Below are 24,565 nucleotides of genomic sequence, written 5' to 3'. Positions count from 1 at the left end.
GCCACCCCGTGCCTGCTTCTCCGCGGCGGATGTGCCGAACTCAGGGCATCCAGCGCGCCGCGGCGTCCAGCAGCCCCTGACGGACCTGCTGCTGGCGCGCCGGGTCGGGGTCGCCGCAGGCCAGGCGGCAAATCCAGTCGGTGGGCGACTCGAAGTCGCAGTGCGAAGCGCCTGCGATGGTCTCGTCGCGCCACAGCGCCGGCAGGGCCGTGGCCCAGGGTGCGGCCGCTGCGTTGGCGTTGCAGCGCGATGGCGGGGCGCGCAGCAGCAGCGCCTCGGTGTGCAGCCGCCCTGCCGCTTGCAAGCCCAGGGGCTGCGTCTCATCCGGCAGCGCTCGGTCGAACGGGTCCAACCCGACGAAGCCGACCACGCCAGGCGTGTCCGCCGCCAAGAGGCTGGACAGCCCGCCCGCGGAGAAGCCGACCAGCATGACCCGTTGCACCGGCTCCCCGAAGGGTCCACCCGCGCGCAGCGCGGCCACCAGCGCGGCGAGGGCGCGGGCGTTGCAGCGGAAGTCGAAGGTGCAGGGCAAATCCGGCGTGAGCGCCAGCACACCGGCATCGGCAAGCGCCTGCGCGTGGCCCGCCATCGTGCCCCGGCTCCGCGTGAAGCCGTGCGAAAGGATGGCCGCGCCCCGTGGCGTGCCGGCCGCGGGGAACACGTCCAGCGTCACGCGGTGGCCGTCGAGTGCATGCACCTGCGTCGTTTCAGCCGAAGGCGCCGCCGGCGAGGCTGCCGCGGCCAGCGTGGCCAGGGCCGCAGCAGCAACGAGCAGCAGCCATACCGTGCAGCAGCGGCGGGCGTTCCGGATCGGCGGTCTCATGCAGGCATTGTCGGCGGGCACGGCCGGGCGGATCGGCCGGATGTCGGACAGGCCGACGGCGTGTGTTTCGGCGCTGGCGGCATCGGCGTATCGTTTTTGCCAGGCGGCCATGTCGATTTGGCGTGCCGCCGTTCGTCGCAGGCATGCGAGGCGCGCTCGGGCGAGCGCGCCGACCGATCAACCCTGAAGGAGTGAAGAGATGTCCTACATCGATGGTTTCGTGATCGCCGTTCCCACCGCCAACAAGCAGAAGTTCATCGAGCACGCGCGCCATTTCGACGCGCTGTTCATCGAGCTGGGCGCGGTCCGCGTGATCGAGGGTTGGGGCGATGACGTGCCCGACGGCAAGCTCACCGATTTCCGCCGCGCAGTCCAGGCCACGGCCGAGGAGACGGTGGCGTTCTCGTGGGTCGAGTGGCCGGACAAGGCCACGCGCGACGCCGGCATGAAGAAGATGATGGAAGACCCGCGCATGGATCCGTCCACGCCCGGCAACCCGCCCATGCCCTTCGATGGCAAGCGCATGATCTTCGGCGGCTTCGAGCCTGTGGTCGAAGTGAAGGCTTGAGCAGAAGCGGCGGCCAACCGGCACCAGACGGCTGGCGGATCGCCTACCGGCGCGCCGCCAGCACCCGGTCCACCATCACCCCGGCCTGCCCGAGATGGTTGGCCGGCTCGCACATGGCCTCCAGCTGCGCGCGCGTCACATGCTGCGTGATCTCCGGATGCGCGGCCAGGATGTCGATCAGCGGCCGGTCCTTGGCGATGGCTTCGCGGCACAGGTCGTAGACCAGGTCGTGCGCGTACTCGCGGCCGATGTACGGGCCCAGGCCCATCATCACGGCCTCGGACATCACGAGGCCGTTGGTCATGCCGATGTTGGCGCGCATGCGGCCGGCGTCCACCTCCAGGCCGTTCAGGATGAACTTGGCCTGCTTCAGCGCGCCGGACATCAGGCAGAAGATCTCGGGCAGCGACACCCATTCGATCTCCCAGGGGCCGGTGGAGCGCTCGTGGTCGGCCACCATCGCGTCCATCAGTGCGGCGGCGTGCTGGCGCGCCACCGAGATGTTGGCGTGGATGTACAGGCAGGAGATCGGGTTGCGCTTTTGCGGCATGGTGGACGAGGAGCCGCGCCCGGGCGCGTAGGGCTCGAACACCTCGGCCACCTCGGTCTGCATCATGAGCTTGACGTCCATGGCGATCTTGCCGAGCGAGCCACCCACCAGGCCCAGGAAGGCGCCGACCTCGGCGATGGTGTCGCGCACCGTGTGCCAGGAGATCAGCGGCTGGGCCAGGCCCAGTTCCTGCATCAGCGCGGCCTGCGTTTGCATCGCCCCCTTCTCCAGCGACGACAGCGTGCCCGATGCACCGCCGAACTCGCCCATCAGCACGCGCGGCTTCAACTGCTGCAAGCGCTCGCGGTGGCGGTCGATGCCGGCCAGGATGCTGGCCATCTTGTAGCCGAACGTGATGGGCGTGGCCTGCTGCAGGTTGGAGCGGCCGATGACCGGCGTGTCGCGGTACTTCTTCGCCAGGCTGGCGAGCGCGTGGCCGATCTCGTCCAGGTCCTGCTCGACCAGCGCCAGGCCTTCGCGCATCTGCAGCACGGCGGCGGTATCGGTGATGTCTTGCGTGGTGGCGCCCCAGTGGCAGTACTCGCCCAGCTTGTCGCGGCAGTTGGCGTTGATCTGGTTGACCACCGCGATGATGGGGTAGCCGATCTGCTCGGTCTTGGCCTTGAGCTGGACCCAGTCGATCTGCGACAACTCGCAGTTGCGCACGATCTCGTCGGCGGCCTCCTGCGGGATGATGCCCAGGCGCCCCTGCACCTTGGCGAGCGCGCGCTCGATGTCCAGGTACTTGGCGGTGCGGTTCTCGTCGGACCAGACGGCGCGCATGCGTGCGTCGCTGAACATGTCGCCGAAGATGCGCGAGTCGATGATGGTGGCTGCCATGGTGGTCTTTCGTGGAGGTGTGGGGGTCAGATCGCCTGGGCGGCGCGCAGTGCGGCGATGTCGCCACTGGCGTAGCCGAGTTCGGCGAGGATGGCGTCGGTGTGCTGGCCCAGCGCGGGCACCGGGTCCATGCGCGGGCCGCCCGCCTCGCCGCCCCAGCTGCCGGGCGGCAGCATGGCGGGCAGCGGGCCCTGCGGCGAGCCGACCTGGGTCCAGCGGCCACGGGCCTGCAGCTGCGGGTGCGCCCAGACCTCGGCCATGGTGTTGACCTGGGCATTGGCGATCTGCGCCTGCTCCAGCCGCTGGACCACCTGTGCGGCCGTGAGCGTGGCGAAGGCGTCCACGATGATCTGGCGCAGCGCCACGCGCTCGGCCACCCGCTTGAAGTTGGCCGTGAAGCGCGGATCGCTCGCCAGGGCCGGCTGTTGCAGCACGGTGCTGCAGAAGCTGGCCCATTCGCGCTCGTTCTGCAGGCCCAGCATCACCGTGCCGCCGTCGCCGGCGGGGAAGGGGCCGTACGGGTAGATGGTGGCGTGGCTGGCGCCCGTGCGCGGCGGCGGCGCGGCGCCCTCGAAGGCGTAGTACAGCGGGTAGCTGGTCCACTCGGCCAGGGACTCGAGCATCGAGATGTCGATGCGCTGGCCGCGCCCGCTCTGGCTGCGCTGCATCAGGGCGGCCAGGATGTTGGTGTACGCATACATGCCCGCCGCGATGTCGGCGATGGACGGGCCGGCCTTGCAGGGCTCGTCCGGCGTGCCGGTGACCGACACGAAGCCCGCCTCGCTCTGGATCAGCAGGTCGTACGCCTTCTTGTCGCGGTAGGGGCCGGGGTTCACCGGGTCGTCGCCGTAGCCCGAGATGTCGCAGACGATCAGGCCGGGCTTGCGTTGCGACAGGGCTTCATGGCCCATGCCCAGCCGCGCCGCGGCGCCGGGCGCGAGGTTCTGCACCACCACGTCGGCCTTCTCCAGCACCAGGCGTTCGAGCACCTTCGCGGCCTCGGGGTGCTTGACGTCCAATGTGAGGCTTTCCTTCGAGCGGTTGGTCCAGACGAAGTGCGATGCCAGGCCGCGCACGCGCTGGTCGTAGCCGCGGGCGAAGTCCCCGCTGCCAGGACGCTCGATCTTGATGACGCGGGCGCCCAGGTCGGCCAGCTGGCGGGTGGCGAGCGGCGCCGCGATGGCGTGTTCGAGCGTGACGACAGTGATGCCTCGGAGGGGTTGCATGGGTGTTCTCCGGTTCAGCGCAGCACGGCGGTGGCGTCCATCGTCAGCCAGCCTTCGTGGTCGCTGGCCCACAGGCGCACGGTCTTGCCGTCCGCCTGCAGTTCGCCATTGACGTGGAAGGGGTGCAGGTCGAAGGTCGGCCGCACGGCCTTGAAGCGAAAGTCCGCCACCTCGGCGCCGGGCATCTGGCGCCAAAGCAGGTCCATGAGCAAGGTGGCGATGAGCGGGCCGTGCACGATGAGCCCGGGATAGCCTTCCACCTCAGTGACGTACTTGCGGTCGTAGTGGATGCGGTGGCCGTTGAACGTCAGCGCCGAATAGCGGAACAGCAGCACGTCGTCGGGCACGATCTCGCGTCGCCACGTGCCTGGCGCGGCGGCCTGCGGCGGCGGGGCCACGTCGCCCGGCCCCTGGGCTTCGCGGTAGACGATGTCGTGGAACTCGACCAGCGCGGGGTCGGCGGCGCCATTGCAGCGCACTTCATGGCGGACCTTCACGAACACGAGCTGGCCGGTGCGGCCGGACTTGCTGCGCACGTCGTCGATGGTGGAGGTGCGTGCCACGGCATCGCCCACACGGATGGGCGCATGGAAGCTGAACTGGCTGCCTGCCCACATGCGGCGCGGCAACGGCACCGGGGGCAGGAAGCCGCCGCGCCTGGCATGCCCGTCGGCGCCGATCTCCGACTGCCGGTGCATGGGCAGGAAGTACAGCCAGTGCCACAGCGGCGGCAGTTGCGTTCCTGCGGCCACCGTGGCGGCCGGGTGGTCCAGCGTGGCGGCCAGTGCCACCAGCGGGGTGGGGGTGATCGTGTCCTGCACGGTCTCGCTGCGCCCCACCCACGCGCTCAAGGCTACGGCTTCGTTGCTCACCTGTATCTCCGGTAGGGGCCGCGGTTGCAGCCCTCCCGTGGAGTCTCGGACAGCGTGGATGGCTTGTGAATTGCAGCGTTCGGAACGATTGATGCAGCCGGTGCATCGGTGGCGGCGGGCCTGGCCGGCGCGGCCGTGCCGGCCTTCTCAGCTGGCCGCCTGCGCCTGCAGGTGCGCCAGCAGCAGCCGCGCCGAGGGCGACAGCCCTTCCTCGCTGCGCAGGCAGATCGCCAGATGCCGCGTGGCCCAGGCGTCCGTGAGCTGCACCACGCGCAGGCCCTTGTCCGGTGCGGACAGCTGCACCACCTCGCGCGGCACCACGGCCACGCCCAGGCCCGCGTGCACGCAGCGCAGGCTGGCCTCGAAGGTGGAGACCACGGTGCGGTAGTTCAGCGGCCGCCCGGCGATGGCCGCGGCGCGCGCCAGCATGCCGTGGACCGCGGTGGAGGCGGGCAGGCCCACGTGCTCGTGGGCCAGGCTGTCGGCGAAGCTGCTGCGCTCCTGCCGGGCGAGGGGGTGGCGGGGGTGGGCCACCAGCACCAGCCGGTCGCTGCGGTAGCGGCGCACCTGCAGGCCTTCCATGTCGGCCGCATCCCAGCAGATGCCCAGCGGCGCCAGCCCTTCGCGCACCGCGCCCACGATGTGGCTGGACACCTGCTCCTCCAGGTCCACGCGGATGCCGTGGTGGGCCGGATCGTTCAGGAAGCTGGCGATGTCGTCGGGCAGCTGCTCGGCGATCGACGACATGGAGGCCAGCACGCGCACCTGGCCCTTGATGCCGTGCCGGTAGGCCGCCATGTCGCGCGCCACGCGGTCGGCACTGGCCAGCATGGCGCGCGCATGCTCCAGCAAAATCTCGCCGGCCGCCGTGGGCACCACGCCGCGGCGGCGGCGTTCGAACAAGGGCGTGCCCGTGGTCTGCTCCAGCTGCGCCAGCCGCTTGCTGATCGCCGAAGCACCGATGTGCTGCTGCTCGCCGGCCCGCGCGATGTTGCGCAGCTCGCAGGTGGCGACGAACAGGCGCAGCGTCGTCAGGTCGAGGTCGTGCATTGAGACATTCCGAAACGGCAGCCTAGACCCGAAATAATAGCGCTTCAAGATCGCGGTCGGAATGTCTAGAGTGCGGCCAACCACTTGGAGACGAGCCATGACACCACCCCGGCGCGCCGTTGTGCGCGAAGTCGGCCTGCGCGACGGCCTGCAGAGCATCCAGACCGTGCTGCCGACCGGGCGCAAGCAGGAATGGATCCGCGACGCGCATGCGGCCGGCCAGCGCGAGATCGAGGTCGGCTCCTTCGTGCCGGCGCGGCTGCTGCCGCAGTTGGCCGACACGGCCGACCTGGTGGCCTATGCGAAGACGCTGCCCGGCCTCGTGGTCTCGGTGCTGGTGCCCAACCTGCGCGGTGCCGAGAGCGCCATCGCCGCGCAGGCCGACGTGATGCTGGTGCCGCTGTCGGCCAGCCACGCGCACAGCCTGGCCAACCTGCGCAAGACGCCGGACGAGGTCGTGGCCGAGGTGGCCAGGATGCGGGCCGCGCGCGACGCGGCGGGTTCGAAGACGCTGATCGAAGGCGGCATCGGCACGGCCTTCGGCTGCACGCTGCAGGGCCACGTGCCGCCGGCCGAAGTGCTGCGCTGCATGCAGGCGCTGCTCGATGCGGGGGCCGATCGGGTCAGCATCGCCGACACCGTGGGCTATGCGAACCCGGCGGCCGTGGCCGCGCTCTTCGAGCAGGCGCGTGCGCTGGCGGGTGATCGCCTGTGCTGCGGCCATTTCCACGACACGCGCGGCCTGGCGCTGGCCAATGTCTACGCCGCGCTGCAGACCGGCGTGGACCGCTTCGATGCCACGCTGGCCGGCATCGGCGGCTGCCCGCACGCGCCTGGCGCCAGCGGCAACGCGGCCAGCGAGGACCTGGCCTTCATGCTGGCCGACATGGGCATAGACACCGGCATCGACCTGCAGCGCCTGCTGGCCCTGCGCCACAAGGTGGCGGGCTGGCTGGAGGGCGAGAGCCTGCACGGCACGCTGTGGCGCGCCGGCCTGCCCAAGACCTTCGCGGACGCGCACGCGCCCGCCTGCAACTGATGGAGCGACCCATGGAACCACAAACGCCAGCGCTGCCCCTGGCCGGCATCCGCGTGCTCGAATTCACCCACATGGTCATGGGCCCGACCTGCGGCATGATCCTCGCGGACCTCGGGGCCGAGGTCATCAAGGTCGAGCCGCCCGGCGGCGACAAGACGCGCAGGCTGCCCGGCCTGGGCATCGGCTTCTTCCGCAGCTTCAACCGCAACAAGAAGAGCATCGTGCTGGACATCACGAGCGAGGAGGGGCGCACCACCGCCGCCGAGCTGGCCGGCCAGTGCGACGTGGTGCTGGAGAATTTCCGCCCCGGCCTCATGGAGAAGCTGGGGCTGGACCACGCCACGCTGTCGGCGCGCTTTCCCCGGCTGATCTATGTCACGCACAAGGGCTTCCTGCCGGGCCCCTACGAGAACCGGCTGGCGCTGGACGAGGTGGTGCAGATGATGGGCGGCCTGTCGTACATGACCGGGCCGGTGGGCCGGCCGCTGCGCGCGGGCACGTCGGTCAACGACATCATGGGCGGCATGTTCGGCGCCATCGGCGTGCTGGCCGCGCTGCGCGAGCGCGAGCGCACGGGCAAGGGCCAGGAGGTGCAGAGCGCACTGTTCGAGAACTGCGTGTTCCTCTCGTCGCAGCACATGCAGCAGTACCTGATGACGGGCGAGCCGCCGCCGCCCATGCCGTCGCGCGTGTCGGCCTGGAGCGTCTACGACGTGTTCACGCTGGCCGACGGCGAGCAGCTGTTCATCGGCGCCGTCAGCGACAAGCAGTTCGCCACGCTGTGCAGGGTCCTCGCGCGCGAGGACCTGCTGCAGCACCCGGGCTTCGGCGACAACGCCTCGCGCGTGGCGGTGCGCCCGCAGCTGCTGGCCATGCTGGGCGAGATCCTCGTGCACCACCGGGTGGAGGAATTGGCGCCGCGGCTGGAGACCGCGGGCATTCCCTACGCGCCCATCGTGCGGCCCGAGCAGCTCTGCGAAGACCCGCACCTCCAGCAGAGCGGCGGCCTGGTGCCCATGACCACCGACGACGGCGGCGTGACCGGGGCGGTGCTGCTGCCGCTGACCCTGGGCGGGCGCCGGCCCGGCGTGCGCATGCCGCTGCCCAAGGTGGGCGAGCACACCGACGAGATCCTGGGCGCGCTGCGGCAGGCGGCCCTCTGAAAAAAGCAACCACGGAGACAAGACGATGCACACACCGAACCTGAGCCGCCGCAGCCTGCTGGCGGCCTGCGCCACCCTGGCCCTGCCGGCCTTCGCCCAGAACGACAAGCCAGTGCGGCTGGTCCTGCCGATCAGCGCCGGCTCGGGCGTGGACGTGATCGCGCGCGCGGCCTCCGTCGCCGTGGGCAAGGCGCTCGGCGCACCGCTGGTGGTCGAGAACCTGCCGGGCGCCGGCGGCATCACCGGTGCATCGGCCGTGGCCAAGGCCGCACCCGACGGGCTGACGCTGGGCCTGGTCTCCAACAACCACGTGATCAACCCGGCCGTCTACAAGAAGATGCCGTTCGACGCGCTCGCGGACTTCACGCCCATCAGCGTGATCGGCGCCACGCCCTTCGTGCTGGTGGCCGGCAAGTCGGTGCCGGCCGGCAACGTGAAGGAACTGGTGGCGCTGCTCAAGGCCAGGCCGGAAGACTACAACTACGCCTCGTCCGGCAACGGCACCGTGATCCACCTGGCCGGCGCGATGTTCCTGGAGCAGGCCGGCGTGAACGCGCGCCACATCCCTTACAAGGGCACCGGCCCCATGGTCAACGACCTGCTGGGCGGCCAGGTGCAGTTCGGCGTGGTGGCGCTGCCGGCCATCGTGGCGCACATCCGCAGCGGCGCGGTCAAGGCCATCGGCCTGTGCAGCGCCCAGCGCTCGCCGGCCGCGCCGGAGATCCCCACCATCGCCGAGCAGGGCCTGCCGGACTACGACGTCGAAGGCTGGTTCGCCCTCATCGGCCCGGCCAAGCTGCCGGCGGCCGAGGTCAAGCGCGTGCACGATGCCTTCGTCAAGGGTTTCGCCAGCCCCGAGGTGGTCGAGGCCATGGCCAGGCAGGGCAACGTGATCCGGCCGACCTCGCCCGAGGACGCCGCGAAGTTCTTCCGCAGCGAGGCCGCGCGCTACGCGGCGCTGGCCAGGAAGGCCAACGTGGTGCTGGACTGAACCGCGTCGTCAGCGCCCGGCGCGCGCGGCCTTCAGCACGTCGGCGACCTGGAACGCCAGCTCCAGGCTTTGCGAGCCGTTGAGCCGCGGATCGCAGGCGCTGCGGTAGCGGCTGGCCAGGCCCGCGTCGCTGAGCGCCTGGGCGCCGCCGCGGCACTCGGTCACGTCCTGCCCGGTCATCTCGAAGTGCAGGCCACCGGCGTAGGTGCCTTCCTGCGCGTGCGCGGCGAAGAAGCCGCGCAGCTCCGCGAGGATGCGTTCGAAGTCGCGCGTCTTGTAGCCGTTGGACGCGGTGACGGTGTTGCCGTGCATCGGATCGCAGCACCACACCGGCGTGCGGCCGGTGCGGCGCACCGCGCGCAGCAGCGGCGGCAGCCGCTCGGCCACCTTGTCGCTGCCCATGCGGCTGATCAGCACCGTGCGGCCGACCTGCCGGTCCGGGTCCAGCCGGTCGAGCAGGCGCAGCACGTCGTCGGCCGCCGCGTTGGGGCCGAGCTTCACGCCGACCGGGTTGTCCACGCCGCGCAGGTACTCGATGTGCGCACCGTCGAGCTGGCGCGTGCGCTCGCCCAGCCACAGCATGTGGGCCGAGCCGCCATACCAGCGGCCGCTGCGCATGTCGTGCCGCGTGAGCGCCTGCTCGTAGTGCAGGTGCAGTGCCTCGTGCGAGGTGTAGAACTCCACCGCATGCAGCTGCGGTGCGCGTGCCGCGTCGAAGCCGCAGGCCTCCATGAAGGCCAGCGATTCGGTGATGCGGTCGGCCAGCTCGGCGAAGCGCGTGCCCTGCGGGCTGGTGCGCACGAAGTCGGCGGTCCAGCGGTGCACCTCGTGCAGGTCGGCGAAGCCGCCCTGGGCCAGCGCACGCAGCTGGTTCAACGTGGTGGTGGAGTGGGCGTAGGCCGTCAGCAGACGGGCCGGGTCGGGCAGGCGGGCGGCGGCGCTGAAGGCGCTGCCGTTGACGATGTCGCCGCGGTACGAGGGCAGCGTCACGCCGTCCACGGTCTCGCTCTCCGACGAGCGCGGCTTGGCGAACTGCCCCGCGATGCGGCCGAGCTTGACCACCGGGCAGGCGGCCGCATACGTCAGCACCACCGCCATCTGCAGGATCACGCGGAAGGTGGACTCCACCCCATCCTGGCCGAACTCGTCGAAGCTCTCGGCGCAGTCGCCCCCTTGCAGCAGGAAGGCCTCGCCGCGCGCCACGGCACCCAGGCGTTCGCGCAGCTGCGCGATCTCGCCGGGGAAGATCAGCGCCGGCAACGTGGCCAGGCGCTGTTCGGCGGCGCGCAGCGCGGCCTCGTCGGCGTAGGCGGGCAGTTGCAGGGCCGGGCGCGCGCGCCAGGAAGAGGGGGTCCAGTTGCCGAGGTCTTGCATGGCGCCAAGCTTATGCGCTTTGCCGGGCCCGGCGCGGGGCCGAGCGACACTGGGGCCTTGCGCTGCACGTGCCGCGCCCCCACACCGCAAGCCACCACACGCACACCAGGAGCACCGCCATGGCGACCACCCCCCGCACCATCCTCATCACCGGCGCCGCCGGCCACCTGGGCCGCGCCACCGCGGCGCGCGCGCGTGCCCAGGGCGCGCGCCTGCTGCTGCTCGACCGCGATGCCGGCGCGCTGCAGCGCGCCTACGGCGGTGCGGCGGACGAGGCCCAGGTGCAGGTCGCGGCCGACCTGCTGGACCGCGCGCAGCTGGCCGCCGCACTGGCGCCGCAGATCGAGCGCCTGGGCCGCGTCGACACGCTGCTGCACATCGCCGGCGGGTTCCGCATGGGCGAAGCCGTGCACGAGACCACGGCGCACAGCTGGGACTTCCTGATGGACCTGAACGCGCGCAGCTTCGTGAACGTGGCGGCGGTGCTCGTGCCACACCTGCTGGCCCACGGCGGCGGCCGCATCGTGACCGTGGGTGCGGGCGCCGCGCTGCGGGGCGGCGCGCAGATGGGCGCCTATGCCGCCTCCAAGAGCGCGCTGATCCGGCTCACCGAAGCGATGTCGGCCGAACTCAAAGGGCAAGGGGTGAACGTCAACTGCGTGCTGCCTTCCACCATCGACACGCCGGACAACCGCGCCGCCATGCCCGATGCGGACGCCACGCAATGGGTGCACCCCGATGCGCTGGCCGACGTGATGCTGTTCCTGGCCTCGGACGCCGCGCGCGCCGTGCACGGTGCGGCGTTGCCAGTCAGCGGGCTGGTCTGAACGCCGGCGCCGCGCGAATCCTGCAGTCGGCGGCGTGCGATGGTTGAAGAACGCATGAATCGTGCACGGGATTTGCCTAGCATCGAGGTTTCTGGAGCCCAATCCCACTTCAACGGAGAAAAGACATGGCTGACCTGTTCGACAACCCCATGGGCCTGTGCGGCTTCGAGTTCGTGGAATTCGCCTCGCCCACGCCGGGCCTGCTGGAGCCGCTGTTCGAGAAGATGGGCTTCACGCTGGTGGCGCGGCACCGCTCCAAGAACGTGCTGCTGTACCGGCAGAACGAGATCAACTTCATCGTCAACAACGAGCCGCGCAGCGAGGCCGGCTACTTCGCCGCCGAGCACGGCCCCTCGGCCTGCGGGCTGGCGTTCCGCGTGCGCGACTCGCACGTGGCCTACAAGCGCGCGCTGGAGCTGGGCGCCCAGCCCATCGAGATCGGCACCGGCCCCATGGAGCTGCGCCTGCCGGCCATCAAGGGCATCGGCGGCGCGCCTCTGTACCTGATCGACCGCTTCGAGGACGGCAAGAGCATCTACGACATCGACTTCGAGTTCCTGCCGGGTGTGGACCGCCGCCCCCAGGGCCACGGCTTCCAGGTGGTGGACCACCTCACGCACAACGTGTACCGCGGCCGCATGGCGCACTGGGCCGACTTCTACAACAAGCTGTTCAACTTCCAGGAGATCCGCTACTTCGACATCAAGGGCGAGTACACGGGGCTGACCTCCAAGGCCATGACGGCACCCGATGGCCTGATCCGCATCCCGCTCAACGAGGAGGCGAAGAAGGGCGGCGGCCAGATCGAGGAGTTCCTGATGCAGTTCAACGGCGAGGGCATCCAGCACATCGCGCTGTTGACCGACAACCTGCTGGACGCCATCGACCGCCTGCAGATGGCCGGCATCCCGGTGCTGAGCGCGCCCAACGACGTCTACTACCAGAACCTGCAGACGCGCCTGCCCGGCCACGGCGAACCGGTCGGCGAGCTGCAGTCGCGCGGCATCCTGCTGGACGGCACCACCGAAGGCGGCCGGCCGCGCCTCTTGCTGCAGATCTTCTCCGAGCCGCTGCTGGGCCCGGTGTTCTTCGAGTTCATCCAGCGCAAGGGCGACTACCGCGAGGGCTTCGGCGAGGGCAACTTCAAGGCGCTGTTCGAGTCGCTCGAGCGCGACCAGATCAACCGCGGCGTGCTCGAAGTCGAAGGCTGATCAGCGCGCGAACACGGTTTCCAGCTCGCGCCGCAGCTTGAACGCGGGCGTGCTCTGGTCCAGCACCACGTCGTCCCAGCTGAGGCTCTGGCCTGTTTTGACGGGGCGCACCAGCTTCACATCGTGCGCCAGCCCCAGCGGCAGGCCGCCCATGCCCAGTGAACGGGCCACCGGCAGCAGCTTGCCCCAGACGGTGTAGCCGCCTTCGCCGTCCAGCGTCTCCCCCACGGCGAGGTCGCGCTTGGCGGTGGCCACCACGTCGGCATTCCACGCCACGGCCGCGCCCGTGGGCTCGCGGCGCAGCGCCACGCTGGCCACCGACATGCCCACCTCCAGCCCGATCAGGTGCCAGCGCTTGTACAGCGTGAAGTAGCGGCCGGAGTCGTCGGTCTGCGCGTTGTATTCCTCGAAGCAGTTGCGGATGTACCCGGTCTCGCCCTCGACCGTGACCCACACGCCCATGCGGATGTCGTAGGGGATCGGCGTGCCGTCGGGCTGCAGCGACGAGACCACCTCGACCATGCCCTTCTTCTCCAGTACGCCGCCCTCGCTGCGCGGGCGCGTGACGTTGGGGATCTGGTCCACGGCGGCGGGCGGGTAGAGCAGGCCGTCGGAGGGCACCGCCAGGCCGGTGGCATTGGCCACGGCCGCGCTCTCGATGGAGGGCTTGGAGCCGTCCAGGAAGCTGTTGAACATCTTGGGGTTGAGGCCGCCGCGCTGCGCCTGCTCGGGCGTCAGGCCGTAGTGGCCCCAGACCGTCTCGGGCGTGGACGCGCTGAAGTGCGGCAGCCACTTGTGCCCGCGCCCGGCCGCCACCACAGGGAAGCCGCAGCTGCGCGCCCAGTCCACCAGGTCGCAGATCAGCGCGGGCTGGTCGCCGAAGGCGAGCGAATAGACCACGCCCGCCTCCTGTGCGCGGCGCGCCAGCAGCGGGCCGCAGAACGCGTCGGCCTCCACCGTCACGTTGACCAGGTGCTTGCCGTGGGCGAAGGCGTCCAGGCAGTGCGCCACGGCCGCCACCGGGTGGCCGGTGCACTCGACCACCACGTCGATGCCCGGATGCCGCGTGACGGCCTGCCAGTCCTCGGTGATCCAGGTCGTGCCCGCCTGCCATGCTTCGTCCATCGAGCGCGCGGCGCTGCGTCCGGCGTCCCAGCCCACGCGCGCCAGGTTGGCGCGTGCCGCGGCGGGCGACAGGTCGGCGATGGCCACCAGGTGCACGCCCGGCGTGCGCGGGACCTGGGCCAGGTACATCGAGCCGAACTTGCCGGCGCCGATCAGGCCGACGCGGATGGGGCGGTCCTCGAGGGCGCGCTGTTGCAACTGGCGGTGCAGGCTCATGGCGGTTGTCTCCGTGGGTGGGGCCAGCGTGCCAGTGTGCCGCAGAACCCGTGCAGCGCCGTGGCGGGGCCGGGCGCCTGGCGCGCGCCGGTGCCGGTGGCCAGGGAAAACCAGGGCGGCCTGCCAAGCCAAATGCTTGACAAATGAAATATTCAAACTCAAACTAAAACGCAAGTGATTGCGATGGACCGCCATGGCCTGGGTGCCGTGCGCCCCAGACCGGAAGGAAGCCGAGATGCACCCGAGTGCCCACGTCGACACGTTTGCCCGCGACCATCTGCCGCCGGCCGGGCAGCAGCCCGACTACCTGTTCGACCTGCCCGCGCTGCAGTTCCCCGCGCGCCTGAACTGCGCCAGCGAGCTGCTCGACCGCCACGTTGCCGAAGGCCGCGGGCAGCGGGTGGCGGTCCGCGCGCCGGGCCTGTGCTGGACCTACGCCGAGCTGCAGGCTGCCGCCAACCGCATCGCCAACGTGCTCGTGCAAAGCATGGGGCTGGTGCCCGGCAACCGCGTGCTGCTGCGCGCGCCCAACAATCCCATGCTGGTGGCCTGCTGGTTCGCTGTCGCCAAGGCCGGCGGCATCGCGGTGGCCACCATGCCGCTGCTGCGCGCCAAGGAGCTGGGCGCCATCGTCCGGGTCGGGCAGGTCACCCATGCCCTGTGCGACGCCGCGCTGGCCGAGGAGCTGCGCCTGACGGTGCAGGAGGCCCCGGGGCTGGGCCAGGTGCGCTACTTCCACGACGACGGGCCGCAGGGGCTCGAAGCCGCCATGGCCCGGGCCTCGCCGGTGTTCGAGAACGTGGCCACGGCGTCGGACGATTGCTGCATCTTCGGCTTCACCTCGGGCACCACCGGCGTGCCCAAGGCCACCATGCACTACCACCGCGACGTGATGGCCATCTGTGCCTGCTGGCCGCCGCACCTGCTGCGCGCGAACGCCGACGACGTGTTCATCGGCAGTCCTCCGCTGGCGTTCACGTTCGGGCTCGGCGGGCTGGTGCTGTTCCCGATGGCGGTCGGCGCGTCCACCGTGCTGCTGGAGAAGGCCGGGCCGCAGCAACTGCTGCAGGGCATCCAGGACTACGGCGCCACCGTGTGCTTCACCGCGCCCACCTCGTACCGCCAGATGGCAGCCAGCGGCGAGCTGTTGCGCCGCACCCCGTTGCGCAAGTGCGTGTCGGCGGGCGAGGCGCTGCCCGCCTCGGCACGCGCGTTGTGGAAGCAGGCCACCGGCATCGAGCTGATCGACGGCATCGGCGCCACCGAGATGCTGCACATCTTCATCTCGCACGACGAGGCCACGGCCCGGCCCGGCGCCACCGGCAAGCCGGTGCCCGGCTACCGCGCCAAGGTGGTGGACGAGGAGGGCCGCGAACTGCCGCCCGGCACCGTCGGCAAGCTGGCCGTGCAGGGGCCGACGGGCTGCCGCTACCTGGCCGACGCGCGCCAGCAGGCCTATGTGCGCGACGGCTGGAACATCACCGGCGACGCGTACCTGATGGATGCGGACGGCTACTTCCACTACCAGGCGCGCACCGACGACATGATCGTCTCGGCCGGCTACAACATCGCCGCGCCGGAGGTCGAGGACGCGCTGCTGGCGCACCCCGACGTGGCCGAATGCGGCGTGGTCGGCCAGGCCGATGCCGAGCGCGGCCAGATCGTCAAGGCCTTCGTGGTGCTGCGCCCCGGCTGCGTGGGCGACGCGGCCATGGTCCGCACGCTGCAGGACTTCGTCAAACGCACGGTGGCGCCCTACAAGTACCCGCGCAGCATCGTGTTCCTCGAGCAGCTGCCCCGCACGTCCACCGGCAAGCTGCAGCGCTTCAAGCTGCACGCGCGGTGAACCGGCCCTCGGCGGTGCGAGGGCCCTCCATGTCCGGCAGTGACCACGGCTGGCGCTGGACCTTCACGCCAGCCTGGCCGACGAACAGCACGTGGCCTAGCGCCAGGTGCTGGTCTTCACCGACCTAAACACGCACCGCGCCATCGGGATGCCGGCCGACGTGCGGGCGGCGTTCGGCGCAATCACTTGGGCAGCAGCACCTTGTCGACCACGTGGATCACGCCATTGGACTGCATGACGTCTGCGATGGTCACGGTCGCCGTGCCACCCTTCTCGTCGGTGACCATGACCTTGCCGCCACTGGACTTGGCCGTCAGGACGCCGCCCGACACGGTCTTGAGCGAAGCGGAACCCTTGCCGTCTTCGATCATCTTCATCAGGGCCTTGGCGTCCACCTTGCCTGGCACGACGTGGTAGGTCAGGATGCCGGCCAAGGTGCTCTTGTTCTCCGGCTTGAGCAGCGTGTCGACCGTGCCGGCAGGCAGGGCGGCGAACGCGGCGTTCGTCGGCGCAAAGACGGTGAACGGACCGGGTCCCTTCAAGGTCTCCACGAGGCCCGCCGCCTTGACGGCAGCGACCAGCGTGGTGTGGTCCTTGGAGTTGACGGCGTTGTCGATGATGTCCTTCGTCGGCAGCATCGGCGCGCCGCCGACCGTCACCTGGGCCACGGCAGTGACGGCACTGACCGACAGGATGGTGGCGAGAGCGAACGAGGCGAGTTTGGAAAAGCGTTGCATGGAGATGCTCCTGTTGCGATGGCCGCAGCGAATATGCGCGGCGGCATGGCAGATACGCTTGTTGCACCATGGTGGATCAGCGGGTCGGCCCCATCGCCCGCGATGCGCGACCATGTCCTACGCAGAGCATGCTCAGCGTGCCGCAGCCCCAGGTCTTGAGCCGCATGGCGTGCAGCAGCGACTGCACCATGGTCCTCGTGCAGGTGCTGCGCTGCCTGGTGCTGGAGCGCGCGGCGGCGTGGGGCCTGCCCGAGGCGCCGGAGTTCACGCTCGCGCAGCCCTCACGGCGGCGGAGATCGCGCGCCATCCCTGCGCCATGGCAGGTCCAAATGCTTGACACTTGAATTATTTAAAACCAAACTAAAGGCCTGGATCGAGCAGTCCTGGCGCGCTGGCGCCAGGCCCATTGGAGAACCCGCATGAAGATCGTTTGCATCGGTGGCGGCCCAGCCGGGCTGTACCTGGCGCTGCTCATGAAGCAGCTCGACCCCGCGCACGACATCTCGGTCGTGGAGCGCAACAAGCCCTACGACACCTTCGGCTGGGGCGTGGTGTTCTCCGATGCCACCATGGACAACATGCGCCAGTGGGACCGCGCCACGGCCGACGAGATCGAGCAGGCCTTCAACCACTGGGACGACATCGAGCTGCTGTTCAAGGGTCGGCGCATCCGCTCGGGCGGCCACGGCTTCGTGGGCATCGGCCGCAAGAAGCTGCTCAACATCCTGCAGGCGCGCTGCGAGCAATTGGGCGTGAAGCTGGTGTTCGAGACCGAGGCCGATTCGGACGCCGACTACCCGGACGCCGACCTCGTCATCGCCAGCGACGGCATCAACTCGCGCATCCGCGGCCGGCATGCCGACGTGTTCAAGCCCGACATCGTGACGCGGCCCAACCGCTTCATCTGGCTGGGCACGCACAAGCTGTACGACGCGTTCACCTTCGACTTCCAGCGCACGGAGCACGGCTGGTTCCAGGCCCACATCTACAAGTTCGACGAGAACACCACCACCTTCATCGTCGAGTGCCCCGAAGACGTGTGGCGCGCCCATGGGCTCGACCAGGCCGACCAGGAGCAGTCCATCGCATTCTGCGAGAAGGTCTTCGCCGACAACCTGCAGGGCGCCCGGCTCATGACCAACGCGCGGCACCTGCGCGGCTCGGCCTGGCTCAATTTCCAGCGCGTGGTGTGCGCGCAGTGGTGGCTGCGCAACCCGCACGGCAGCCACGTGGTGCTGATGGGCGACGCGGTGCACACGGCGCACTTCGCCATCGGCTCGGGCACCAAGCTGGCGATCGAGGACGCGATCGAGCTCACGCGCCAGTTCAAGCGGCTGGGCGCTGGCCGTGAACGCATCCCCGAGGTGCTGGCCGCCTACCAGGAGGCCCGCCGCGTGGAGACGCTGCGCATCCAGAACGCGGCATGGAACGCGATGGAATGGTTCGAGGTGTGCGGCCTGCGCTACTGCGACCAGCTCGCTCCCGAGCAGTTCATGTATTCCATGCTCACGCGCAGCCAGCGCATCAGCCACGAGAACCTGCGCCTGCGCGATGCCGGCTGGCTGGAGGGCTACGAGCGCTGGTTCGCGCAGCAGGCCGGCGTGCCGGTGCCGGATGGCGCCAAGCCGCCGCCGCCCATGTTCACGCCCTACAACGTGCGCGGCCTCACGCTGAAGAACCGCATCGTCGTCTCGCCCATGGCGCAGTACTCCGCCGTGGACGGCGTGGCCGGCGACTACCACCTGGTGCACCTGGGCGCGCGCGCCATGGGCGGTGCCGGCCTGGTGTTCGCCGAGATGAGCTGCGTCAGCGCCGAAGGCCGCATCACACCGGGCTGCCCCGGGCTGTACAAGCCCGAGCACACGCTGGCCTTCCAGCGCATCGCCGACTGGATCCACACGCACACCGACGCGAAGTTCGCCATCCAGATCGGCCACGCCGGCGCCAAGGCGTCGACACGCCTGGCCTGGGACGGCATCGACCAGCCGCTCGAATCGGGCAACTGGCCCATCGTGTCGGCCTCGCCCCAGCAATACCTCGAAGGCGTGAGCCAGACCGCGCGCGCCATGACGCTGGCCGACATGCAGCTGGTCAAGGAGCAGTTCGTGGCCTCGACGCGCGCGGCCGACGCGGCCGGTGCCGATTGGCTGGAGCTGCATTGCGCGCACGGCTACCTGCTGTCGAGCTTCATCTCGCCGCTGACCAACCAGCGCACCGACGCTTATGGCGGCACGCTGGCCAACCGGCTGCGCTACCCGCTGGAAGTGTTCGCCGCCGTGCGCGCGGCCTGGCCGCAGGACAAGCCGATGTCGGTGCGGATCTCCGCGCACGACTGGGTGGAAGGCGGCATCACGCCCGGCGATGCGGTGCAGATCGCGCGCGCCTTCAAGGCCGCCGGCGCCGACATGATCGACTGCTCGTCCGGCCAGGTCAGCAAGAGGGAAAAACCGGTCTACGGCCGCATGTTCCAGACGCCGTTTGCCGACCGCATCCGCCAGGAGGCCGGCATCGCGATCATCGCGGTGGGCGCCATCAGCGAGGCCGACCACGCCAACAGCATCCTGGCCGCCGGCCGGGCCGACCTGTGTGCCGTGGCGCGCCCGCACCTGGCCAACCCGGCCTGGACGCTGACCGAGGCCGCCAGGATCGGCTACACGCCCATCGCCTGGCCCAGGCAGTACCGGTCGGCCAAGCCGCAGATGGAAGCCAACTTCGAGCGCGAGAAGGCGTCGAGGCCATGAGCACCGTGCATGCGCTGGTGACGGGTGGCGGCCGCGGCATCGGCGCGGCCATCGCGCGGCGCCTGGTGGCCGACGGCCTGCAGGTCACCGTGCTGGGCCGCAGCCTGCCCGCGCTGGCCGCCGAAGACCCGGAGCGCCTGCACGCCGTCGCCGCAGACGTGGCCGATGCGCAGGACGTGGCGCGCGCCGTGGCCGGTGCGCAGGCACGCTTCGGCCCGGTGCAGGTGCTGGTGAACAACGCCGGCCAGGCCGAGAGCGCGCCGTTCCTGAAGATGGACGCCGCCCTGTGGCAGCGCATGCTGGACGTGAACCTGAGCGGCACCATGCTGTGCACCCAGGCCGTGTTGCCGGGCATGCTGGCGGCCGGCTGGGGCCGCATCGTGAACGTGGCCAGCACGGCCGGGCAGGTGGGTTATGCCTATGTGTCGGCCTACTGCGCGGCCAAGCACGGCGTCATCGGCCTGACCCGCGCGCTGGCGCTGGAGCTGGCGGCCAAGGGCGTGACGGTGAACGCGGTCTGCCCGGGCTACACCGACACCGACATCGTGCGCGACAGCATCGCGCGCGTCGTCGCCAAGACAGGGCGCACGCCAGACGCGGCCCTGGCCGAGTTCGTCAAGTCCAATCCGCAGGGCCGGCTGGTGGACCCGGCCGAGGTGGCCGACGCCGTGGCCTGGCTGTGCGGCCGGGGCGCGGGTGCCGTCACGGGACAATCGCTGTCCGTCAGTGGTGGAGAGGTGATGTAGATGGCAACCCGGGCAAAGAACTTCCAATTGGTCCAGTCGTTGAGCGACGAGCACATCGGGCTGGAGGCGCGGGCCCAGGCCGGCGACCACCTGGACACCAAGATCTGGCTGCGCCTCCTGGCCTGCAGCACGCAGATCGAGCAGCAGATCCGCCAGCTGCTGCGCTCGCGCTTCGACACCACGCTGCCGCGCTTCGACTACCTGGCCCAGCTCGACCGGCACCCGGACGGGCTGCGCATGAATGTGCTGTCGCGCTACCTCATGGTGACCGGCGGCAACGTGACCGGCCTGACCGACCAGCTCGTCAAGGAGGGGCTGGTGCAGCGCATCGACGACCCGGACGACCGCCGTTCCTGGCGCGTGAGCCTGACCCCGTTGGGCCGCGCCGGATTCACCGCGATGGCGGCCGAGCACGAACGCTGGCTGGCCGAGCTGCTCAAGGGTGTGCCCTCCGGCACCAAGGACGCCCTGTACGAGCACCTGGGCCAGTTGCGCGTGCACCTGGCGCAGCGCCAGACCGAGATCGACACCGCCAGCCTGCAAGAGAACACCAGCACACGGAGACCCGCCAGATGAGCCAAGACGACCGCATCGACCCCCAACTTCTCGCCGGCAACCGGCGCCCGTTGGCCGGCTACCGGGCCACGCACTTCGGATGGCAGGTGCAGGCCTTTGTTGCCACCATCACCTTGAACCGCCCCGAGCGCAAGAACCCGCTGACCTTCGACAGCTACGCCGAGCTGCGCGACCTGTTCCACGACCTGCGGTGGGCGGACGACGTGAAGGCCGTGGTGCTGGTGGGCAGCGGCGGCAACTTCTGCTCCGGCGGCGACGTGCACGAGATCATCGGCCCGCTGGTGCAGCTCAAGGCGCCCGAGCTGCTGATGTTCACGCGCATGACGGGCGAGCTGGTCAAGAACATGCGCACCTGCCCGCAGCCCATCGTGGCGGCCATCGACGGCGTGTGTGCCGGGGCCGGCGCCATCATGGCCATGGCGTCGGATCTGCGCATCGGCACGGCGCGCAGCAAGACAGCCTTCCTGTTCAACCGCGTCGGCCTGGCCGGCTGCGACATGGGCGCCTGCGCCATGCTGCCGCGCATCGTGGGCCAGGGCCGCGCCAGCGAGCTGCTCTACACCGGCCGCAGCCTGGGTGGCGAAGAGGGCGAGCGCTGGGGCTTCCACAACCGCCTGGCCGCGCCCGAGGCCCTGCTGGGCGAAGCCCAGGCCCTGGCCGCGCAGCTGGTGGAAGGGCCGAGCTTTGCCAACGGCATCACCAAGACCATGCTGCACCAGGAGTGGGCCATGACCATCGAGCAGGCCATCGAGGCCGAGGCCCAGGCGCAGGCCATCTGCATGCTGACGGAAGACTTCTCGCGCGCCTACCACGCGTTCGTGGCCAAGCAGAAGCCCGTGTTCGAGGGGAACTGACATGCCCGATCTGTCCTACCTCCATTGGCCCTTCTTCGAGCCCCGCCACGCCGAACTGGCGCGTGCGCTGGACACCTGGGCCGGCGAACACATCGCACACGGCCACGGCCCTGACGTGGACGCCGAATGCAGGGCGCTGGTGAAGTCCCTTGGCGCTGCCGGCTGGCTCCGCCACGCCGTGGGTGATTCGGCCCAGGCCATCGACACGCGCGCCATCTGCCTGATCCGCGAGACGCTGGCACGCCATTCGGGCCTGGCCGACTTCGCCTTCGCCATGCAGGGCCTGGGCAGCGGCGCCATCAGCCTGCACGGCACGCCGGCGCAGCGCGCGCGCTACCTGGCGCCGGTGGCCAGGGGGGAGGCGATCAGCGCGTTCGCGCTGTCCGAGCCCGAGGCCGGCTCCGACGTGGCGGCCATGGCCTGCGCGGCCCGCGCCGATGGCGGCGACTACGTGCTCGACGGCGAGAAGACCTGGATCTCCAATGGCGGCATCGCCGACTTCTACATGGTGTTCGCGCGCACCGGCGAGGCGCCCGGCGCGCGCGGCATCAGCGCGTTCATCGTCGAGGCCGGCACGCCGGGCTTGGAGATCGCCGAGCGCATCGACGTGATCGCGCCGCACCCGCTGGCGCGGCTGCGCTTTGCCGACTGCCGCATCCCGGCCAGCCAGCGCGTGGGCGCGGCGGGCGAGGGCTTCAAGGTGGCCATGCGCACGCTGGACGTGTTCCGCACTTCGGTGGCCGCCGCCGCGCTGGGCTTTGCGCGCCGCGCGCTGGACGAGGCGCTGGCGCGCGCCACCACGCGCAGGATGTTCGGCGGCGTGCTGGCCGACTTCCAGCTGACCCAGGCGAAGCTGGCGCAGATGGCCACCGCCGTCGACAGCGCGGCGCTGCTGACCTACCGCGCGGCCTGGCTGCGCGACCAGGGCAAGGGCGTCACGCGCGAGGCCGCCATGGCCAAGATGACGGCGACCGAGAACGCGCAGCAGGTCATCGACGCGGCGGTGCAGATGTTCGGCGGGCTGGGCGTGGTGCGCGAGCAGCCGGTCGAGCGCCTGTACCGCGAGATCCGCGCGCTGCGCATCTACGAGGGCGCGACCGAAGTGCAGCAACTCATCATCGGGCGCGACCTGCTGCGCCAGGTGGCGGCGGTGCCCGCCTAGGGCGCGGCTGCCGCCCATTCCGCTTTCTTCCTGGAGTCTGGCGATGCAAGTTCTTCTTCCCCCGGATTGGCCGCGTCCCAAGGGTTACGCCAACGGCGTGACCGCACGCGGCCGCATGGTGTTCGTCGCCGGCATGATCGGCTGGGATGCGCAAGGCGTGTTCCACACCGACGACATGGCCGGCCAGGTGCGCCAGGCCCTGCAGAACGTCGTGGACGTGCTGCGCGCCGGCGATGCCCGGCCCGAGCACATCGTGCGCATGACCTGGTACGTGACCGACAAGCGCGCGTACGTGGCCGCCTACCCCGAGATCGGCAAGGCCTTCCGCGAGCTGATCGGCAGCTTCAACGCGGCGATGACGGCGGTGGAGGTGAGCGCGCTGGTCGAAGACCGCGCCAAGGTCGAGATCGAGGTGACCGCGGTCGTGCCGGACTGAGAAGCTGGGCCGGCGCCAGCGCGCGCGGATCTCAGGACATGCCGTGCGCGGCCAGCTTTTGGTAGAGCGCCGCGCGCGAGATGCCCAGTGCGCGTGCCGTGGCCACCTTGCTGCCGCCGTGGGCCTGCAGCGCGGCGGCGATGGCCTGGCGCTCGGCGGCCAGCACGGCCTGCGCCAGCGGCTGCACCGCGGGCGCGGGCCGGGGCCCGGCTTGCGGTTCCGCCGGTAGACCTGGGACGGCCGGTGCGTCCGGTGCCAGTACGGTGGCCTGCAGCCGCGCCGGCAGCGCGGCGGCGACATGGGCGGCGCACAGCTGCGCGCTGTCGCTTTGCAGCAGCGCGCGCTCCAGCGTGTTGCGCAGTTCGCGCACGTTGCCGGGCCAATGGTGTTGCCGCAGCAGGGCGAGTGCGTCGGCGTCGATGTCGATGCCCTGGCCCAGCCGCGCGCCGATGTCCTCCAGCAGCCGCTCCACCAGCAGCGGCAGGTCGTCCAGCCGCGCGCGCAGCGGCGGCAGCTGCAGCGCCAGCACCGCAAGCCGGTAGTACAGGTCGGCACGGAAACGCCCTTCGGCCACGCGCCCGGCCAGGTCGAAGCTGCTGGCCGCGATCACGCGCACGTCCAGCCGCAGCAGGCGGTTGGCACCCAGCGGCTCGATCTCCTGTTCCTGCAGCACCCGCAGCAGCTTGGGCTGCAGCGCCATGGGCATGTCGCCCACCTCGTCCAGAAACAGCGTGCCGCCGTCGGCCAGCTTGAACTTGCCGTCGCGGCCGCGGCGGTCGGCGCCCGTGTAGGCACCGGGCGCCACGCCGAACAGTTCGGCCTCGAGCAGCGATTCGGGGATGGCGGCGGCGTTGATGCTGACGAAGGGCCGCGCCGCCCGTGGCGACGCATGGTGGATGGCGTGGGCCAGCAGCTCCTTGCCGGTGCCCGTCTCGCCGCTCAGCAGCACGGTGGCGTCCAGCTGCGCCGCGCGGCGCGCCTGGCGCTTGATCTCGTTGGCCGGCGCCGACATGCCCAGGAACGCGGCCAGGCTGTAGCGCGCGCGGCGGTTGTCGGCCAGTTCGCGCTCGGCGGCCTGCAGCCGCGCCTGCAGCTGCTGCATCTTGGCCAGGACGGGCTTGAGGCCGTCGACCCGCTCGTACAGCACGAAGCCGATGGCGCCGACCGGCCGATCGTCCTCGTCGCGCAAAGGCAGCCGCGTGACCACCACATGCTCCGATCCCAGCGGCATGATGTCCACCACGATGGGCTTGCCCGTGGAGCCACCTCGCGCAACTGGCTGTCGGGGATGATGTCCTCGATGGGCCGGCCGAGCGCGGCCCTGGCATCGGGCAGGCCGACCTTGCGCGCGTACTTGTCGTTGATCCAGGCGACGCGGGCGTCCATGTCGACGGCCACCGCGCCCTCGCACAGGTCTTCCAGGCGGTCGAACAGCGACCGGATGGCAAGCAGGCGGATCGATGCGGCGCTGTGCCCCAGCACGCCGCTGGGCCAGGCTTCGGTGTGCGCCGCTGCGGTCATGGCGTCCCCTCGGGCTTTCTCTTTTGGAATTTGTTGTGTTTCGGCGCGGTCGGCCGACCTGCGCCATGTGT

22 protein-coding genes and 1 pseudogene are annotated in these 24,565 nt (G+C 70.5%); 14 read left to right on the top strand and 9 right to left on the bottom strand.

Annotated elements, in window-relative coordinates; all coding sequences use genetic code 11:
- Positions 1-40: 40 nt before the first annotated feature.
- On the bottom strand, positions 41-934 hold the full coding sequence (locus tag ASF44_RS00940; RefSeq protein ID WP_056897305.1) for an alpha/beta hydrolase: 894 nt from the start codon (positions 932-934) through the stop codon (positions 41-43).
- Positions 935-1,022: 88 nt separating this feature from the next.
- On the opposite strand from ASF44_RS00940, the gene ASF44_RS00935 reads away from it, so the two are divergent.
- Positions 1,023-1,391, top strand: a complete 369-nt coding sequence (locus tag ASF44_RS00935; protein ID WP_056897304.1) for a DUF1428 domain-containing protein — start codon at positions 1,023-1,025, stop codon at positions 1,389-1,391.
- A gap of 43 nt (positions 1,392-1,434) precedes the next feature.
- Here the strand turns inward: ASF44_RS00935 and pcaB are convergent, their stop codons facing one another.
- The 4 genes from pcaB to ASF44_RS00915 form a co-directional block, all read right to left on the bottom strand.
- Positions 1,435-2,781 (bottom strand): 3-carboxy-cis,cis-muconate cycloisomerase, encoded by a 1,347-nt coding sequence (gene pcaB / locus ASF44_RS00930; RefSeq protein ID WP_056897303.1) that lies wholly within the window; start codon positions 2,779-2,781, stop codon positions 1,435-1,437.
- 26 nt (positions 2,782-2,807) lie between these two features.
- Positions 2,808-4,007, bottom strand: a complete 1,200-nt coding sequence (locus ASF44_RS00925; RefSeq protein ID WP_056897302.1) for a CaiB/BaiF CoA-transferase family protein — start codon at positions 4,005-4,007, stop codon at positions 2,808-2,810.
- 14 nt (positions 4,008-4,021) lie between these two features.
- Positions 4,022-4,879 (bottom strand): MaoC family dehydratase N-terminal domain-containing protein, encoded by an 858-nt coding sequence (locus ASF44_RS00920; protein WP_056897301.1) that lies wholly within the window; start codon positions 4,877-4,879, stop codon positions 4,022-4,024.
- Positions 4,880-5,026: 147 nt separating this feature from the next.
- Positions 5,027-5,929 (bottom strand): LysR family transcriptional regulator, encoded by a 903-nt coding sequence (locus tag ASF44_RS00915; RefSeq protein WP_056897300.1) that lies wholly within the window; start codon positions 5,927-5,929, stop codon positions 5,027-5,029.
- A 97-nt stretch (positions 5,930-6,026) separates the two neighbouring features.
- On the opposite strand from ASF44_RS00915, the gene ASF44_RS00910 reads away from it, so the two are divergent.
- From ASF44_RS00910 to ASF44_RS00900, 3 genes are read left to right on the top strand one after another with little or no spacing between them, the layout of a single operon-like run.
- Entirely contained in the window at positions 6,027-6,968 is a 942-nt protein-coding gene (locus ASF44_RS00910) for a hydroxymethylglutaryl-CoA lyase (protein ID WP_056897299.1), read from the top strand.
- An 11-nt stretch (positions 6,969-6,979) separates the two neighbouring features.
- Positions 6,980-8,131, top strand: coding sequence for a CaiB/BaiF CoA-transferase family protein (locus tag ASF44_RS00905; RefSeq protein WP_056897298.1), 1,152 nt, complete (start codon positions 6,980-6,982; stop codon positions 8,129-8,131).
- Positions 8,132-8,156: 25 nt separating this feature from the next.
- Positions 8,157-9,122: a tripartite tricarboxylate transporter substrate binding protein gene (locus ASF44_RS00900; RefSeq protein ID WP_056897297.1), complete on the top strand. Its 966-nt coding sequence runs from the start codon at positions 8,157-8,159 to the stop codon at positions 9,120-9,122.
- A gap of 9 nt (positions 9,123-9,131) precedes the next feature.
- Here ASF44_RS00900 and ASF44_RS00895 read toward each other — a convergent pair whose 3' ends face one another.
- On the bottom strand, positions 9,132-10,496 hold the full coding sequence (locus ASF44_RS00895; protein WP_056897296.1) for a class II 3-deoxy-7-phosphoheptulonate synthase: 1,365 nt from the start codon (positions 10,494-10,496) through the stop codon (positions 9,132-9,134).
- 119 nt (positions 10,497-10,615) lie between these two features.
- Between ASF44_RS00895 and ASF44_RS00890 the strand changes: the two genes are divergently transcribed.
- Together ASF44_RS00890 and hppD are read left to right on the top strand one after the other, a co-directional pair.
- On the top strand, positions 10,616-11,323 hold the full coding sequence (locus ASF44_RS00890; protein ID WP_056897295.1) for an SDR family NAD(P)-dependent oxidoreductase: 708 nt from the start codon (positions 10,616-10,618) through the stop codon (positions 11,321-11,323).
- A gap of 125 nt (positions 11,324-11,448) precedes the next feature.
- Positions 11,449-12,534 (top strand): 4-hydroxyphenylpyruvate dioxygenase, encoded by a 1,086-nt coding sequence (hppD, locus tag ASF44_RS00885; protein ID WP_056897294.1) that lies wholly within the window; start codon positions 11,449-11,451, stop codon positions 12,532-12,534.
- On the opposite strand, the gene ASF44_RS00880 is transcribed toward hppD, so the two are convergent.
- Positions 12,535-13,875: an NAD(P)H-dependent oxidoreductase gene (locus ASF44_RS00880; protein WP_056897293.1), complete on the bottom strand. Its 1,341-nt coding sequence runs from the start codon at positions 13,873-13,875 to the stop codon at positions 12,535-12,537.
- A 235-nt stretch (positions 13,876-14,110) separates the two neighbouring features.
- Here ASF44_RS00880 and ASF44_RS00875 point away from each other — a divergent pair, with 235 nt between their 5' ends.
- The gene (locus ASF44_RS00875) at positions 14,111-15,721 is read left to right on the top strand and encodes an AMP-binding protein (RefSeq protein ID WP_056897292.1); all 1,611 of its coding nucleotides are present in this window, start codon (positions 14,111-14,113) and stop codon (positions 15,719-15,721) included.
- Positions 15,722-15,903: 182 nt separating this feature from the next.
- On the opposite strand, the gene ASF44_RS00870 is transcribed toward ASF44_RS00875, so the two are convergent.
- A complete protein-coding gene (locus ASF44_RS00870; protein WP_082524441.1) occupies positions 15,904-16,458 on the bottom strand; it encodes a fasciclin domain-containing protein in 555 nt (184 codons plus the stop codon).
- A gap of 128 nt (positions 16,459-16,586) precedes the next feature.
- Between ASF44_RS00870 and ASF44_RS00865 the strand changes: the two genes are divergently transcribed.
- The 7 genes from ASF44_RS00865 to ASF44_RS00835 all read left to right on the top strand — a co-directional run bounded on the left by ASF44_RS00865 (position 16,587) and on the right by ASF44_RS00835 (position 22,973).
- Positions 16,587-16,802: a hypothetical protein gene (locus ASF44_RS00865; RefSeq protein WP_056897291.1), complete on the top strand. Its 216-nt coding sequence runs from the start codon at positions 16,587-16,589 to the stop codon at positions 16,800-16,802.
- A 75-nt stretch (positions 16,803-16,877) separates the two neighbouring features.
- Positions 16,878-19,199, top strand: coding sequence for a bifunctional salicylyl-CoA 5-hydroxylase/oxidoreductase (locus ASF44_RS00860; RefSeq protein ID WP_056897290.1), 2,322 nt, complete (start codon positions 16,878-16,880; stop codon positions 19,197-19,199).
- Complete coding sequence (locus tag ASF44_RS00855) at positions 19,196-19,945, top strand: SDR family NAD(P)-dependent oxidoreductase (protein ID WP_056897289.1); 750 nt, start codon at positions 19,196-19,198, stop codon at positions 19,943-19,945. Before ASF44_RS00860 ends, ASF44_RS00855 begins: the two co-directional genes overlap by 4 nt.
- Positions 19,946-20,521, top strand: coding sequence for a MarR family winged helix-turn-helix transcriptional regulator (locus ASF44_RS00850; RefSeq protein ID WP_056897288.1), 576 nt, complete (start codon positions 19,946-19,948; stop codon positions 20,519-20,521). It begins immediately after the preceding gene.
- Positions 20,518-21,375 (top strand): enoyl-CoA hydratase family protein, encoded by an 858-nt coding sequence (locus ASF44_RS00845; protein ID WP_056897287.1) that lies wholly within the window; start codon positions 20,518-20,520, stop codon positions 21,373-21,375. The genes ASF44_RS00850 and ASF44_RS00845 overlap by 4 nt, the downstream gene beginning before the upstream one ends.
- Before the next feature lies 1 nt (position 21,376).
- Positions 21,377-22,537: an acyl-CoA dehydrogenase family protein gene (locus ASF44_RS00840; protein WP_056897286.1), complete on the top strand. Its 1,161-nt coding sequence runs from the start codon at positions 21,377-21,379 to the stop codon at positions 22,535-22,537.
- Between the two features lie 43 nt (positions 22,538-22,580).
- A complete protein-coding gene (locus tag ASF44_RS00835) occupies positions 22,581-22,973 on the top strand; it encodes a RidA family protein (RefSeq protein ID WP_056897285.1) in 393 nt (130 codons plus the stop codon).
- Positions 22,974-23,004: 31 nt separating this feature from the next.
- On the opposite strand, the pseudogene ASF44_RS00830 reads toward ASF44_RS00835, so the two are convergent.
- A pseudogene (locus tag ASF44_RS00830) lies at positions 23,005-24,494 on the bottom strand (sigma-54 interaction domain-containing protein).
- Between the last annotated feature and the right edge of the window lie 71 nt (positions 24,495-24,565).

Origin of the sequence: Pseudorhodoferax sp. Leaf274 (assembly GCF_001422445.1) — a bacterium.
Classification (GTDB): Bacteria; Pseudomonadota; Gammaproteobacteria; order Burkholderiales; family Burkholderiaceae_C; genus Pseudorhodoferax.
Note: the sequence above shows the minus strand (reverse complement) of the source record. Positions and strands in the feature narration are given on the sequence as shown.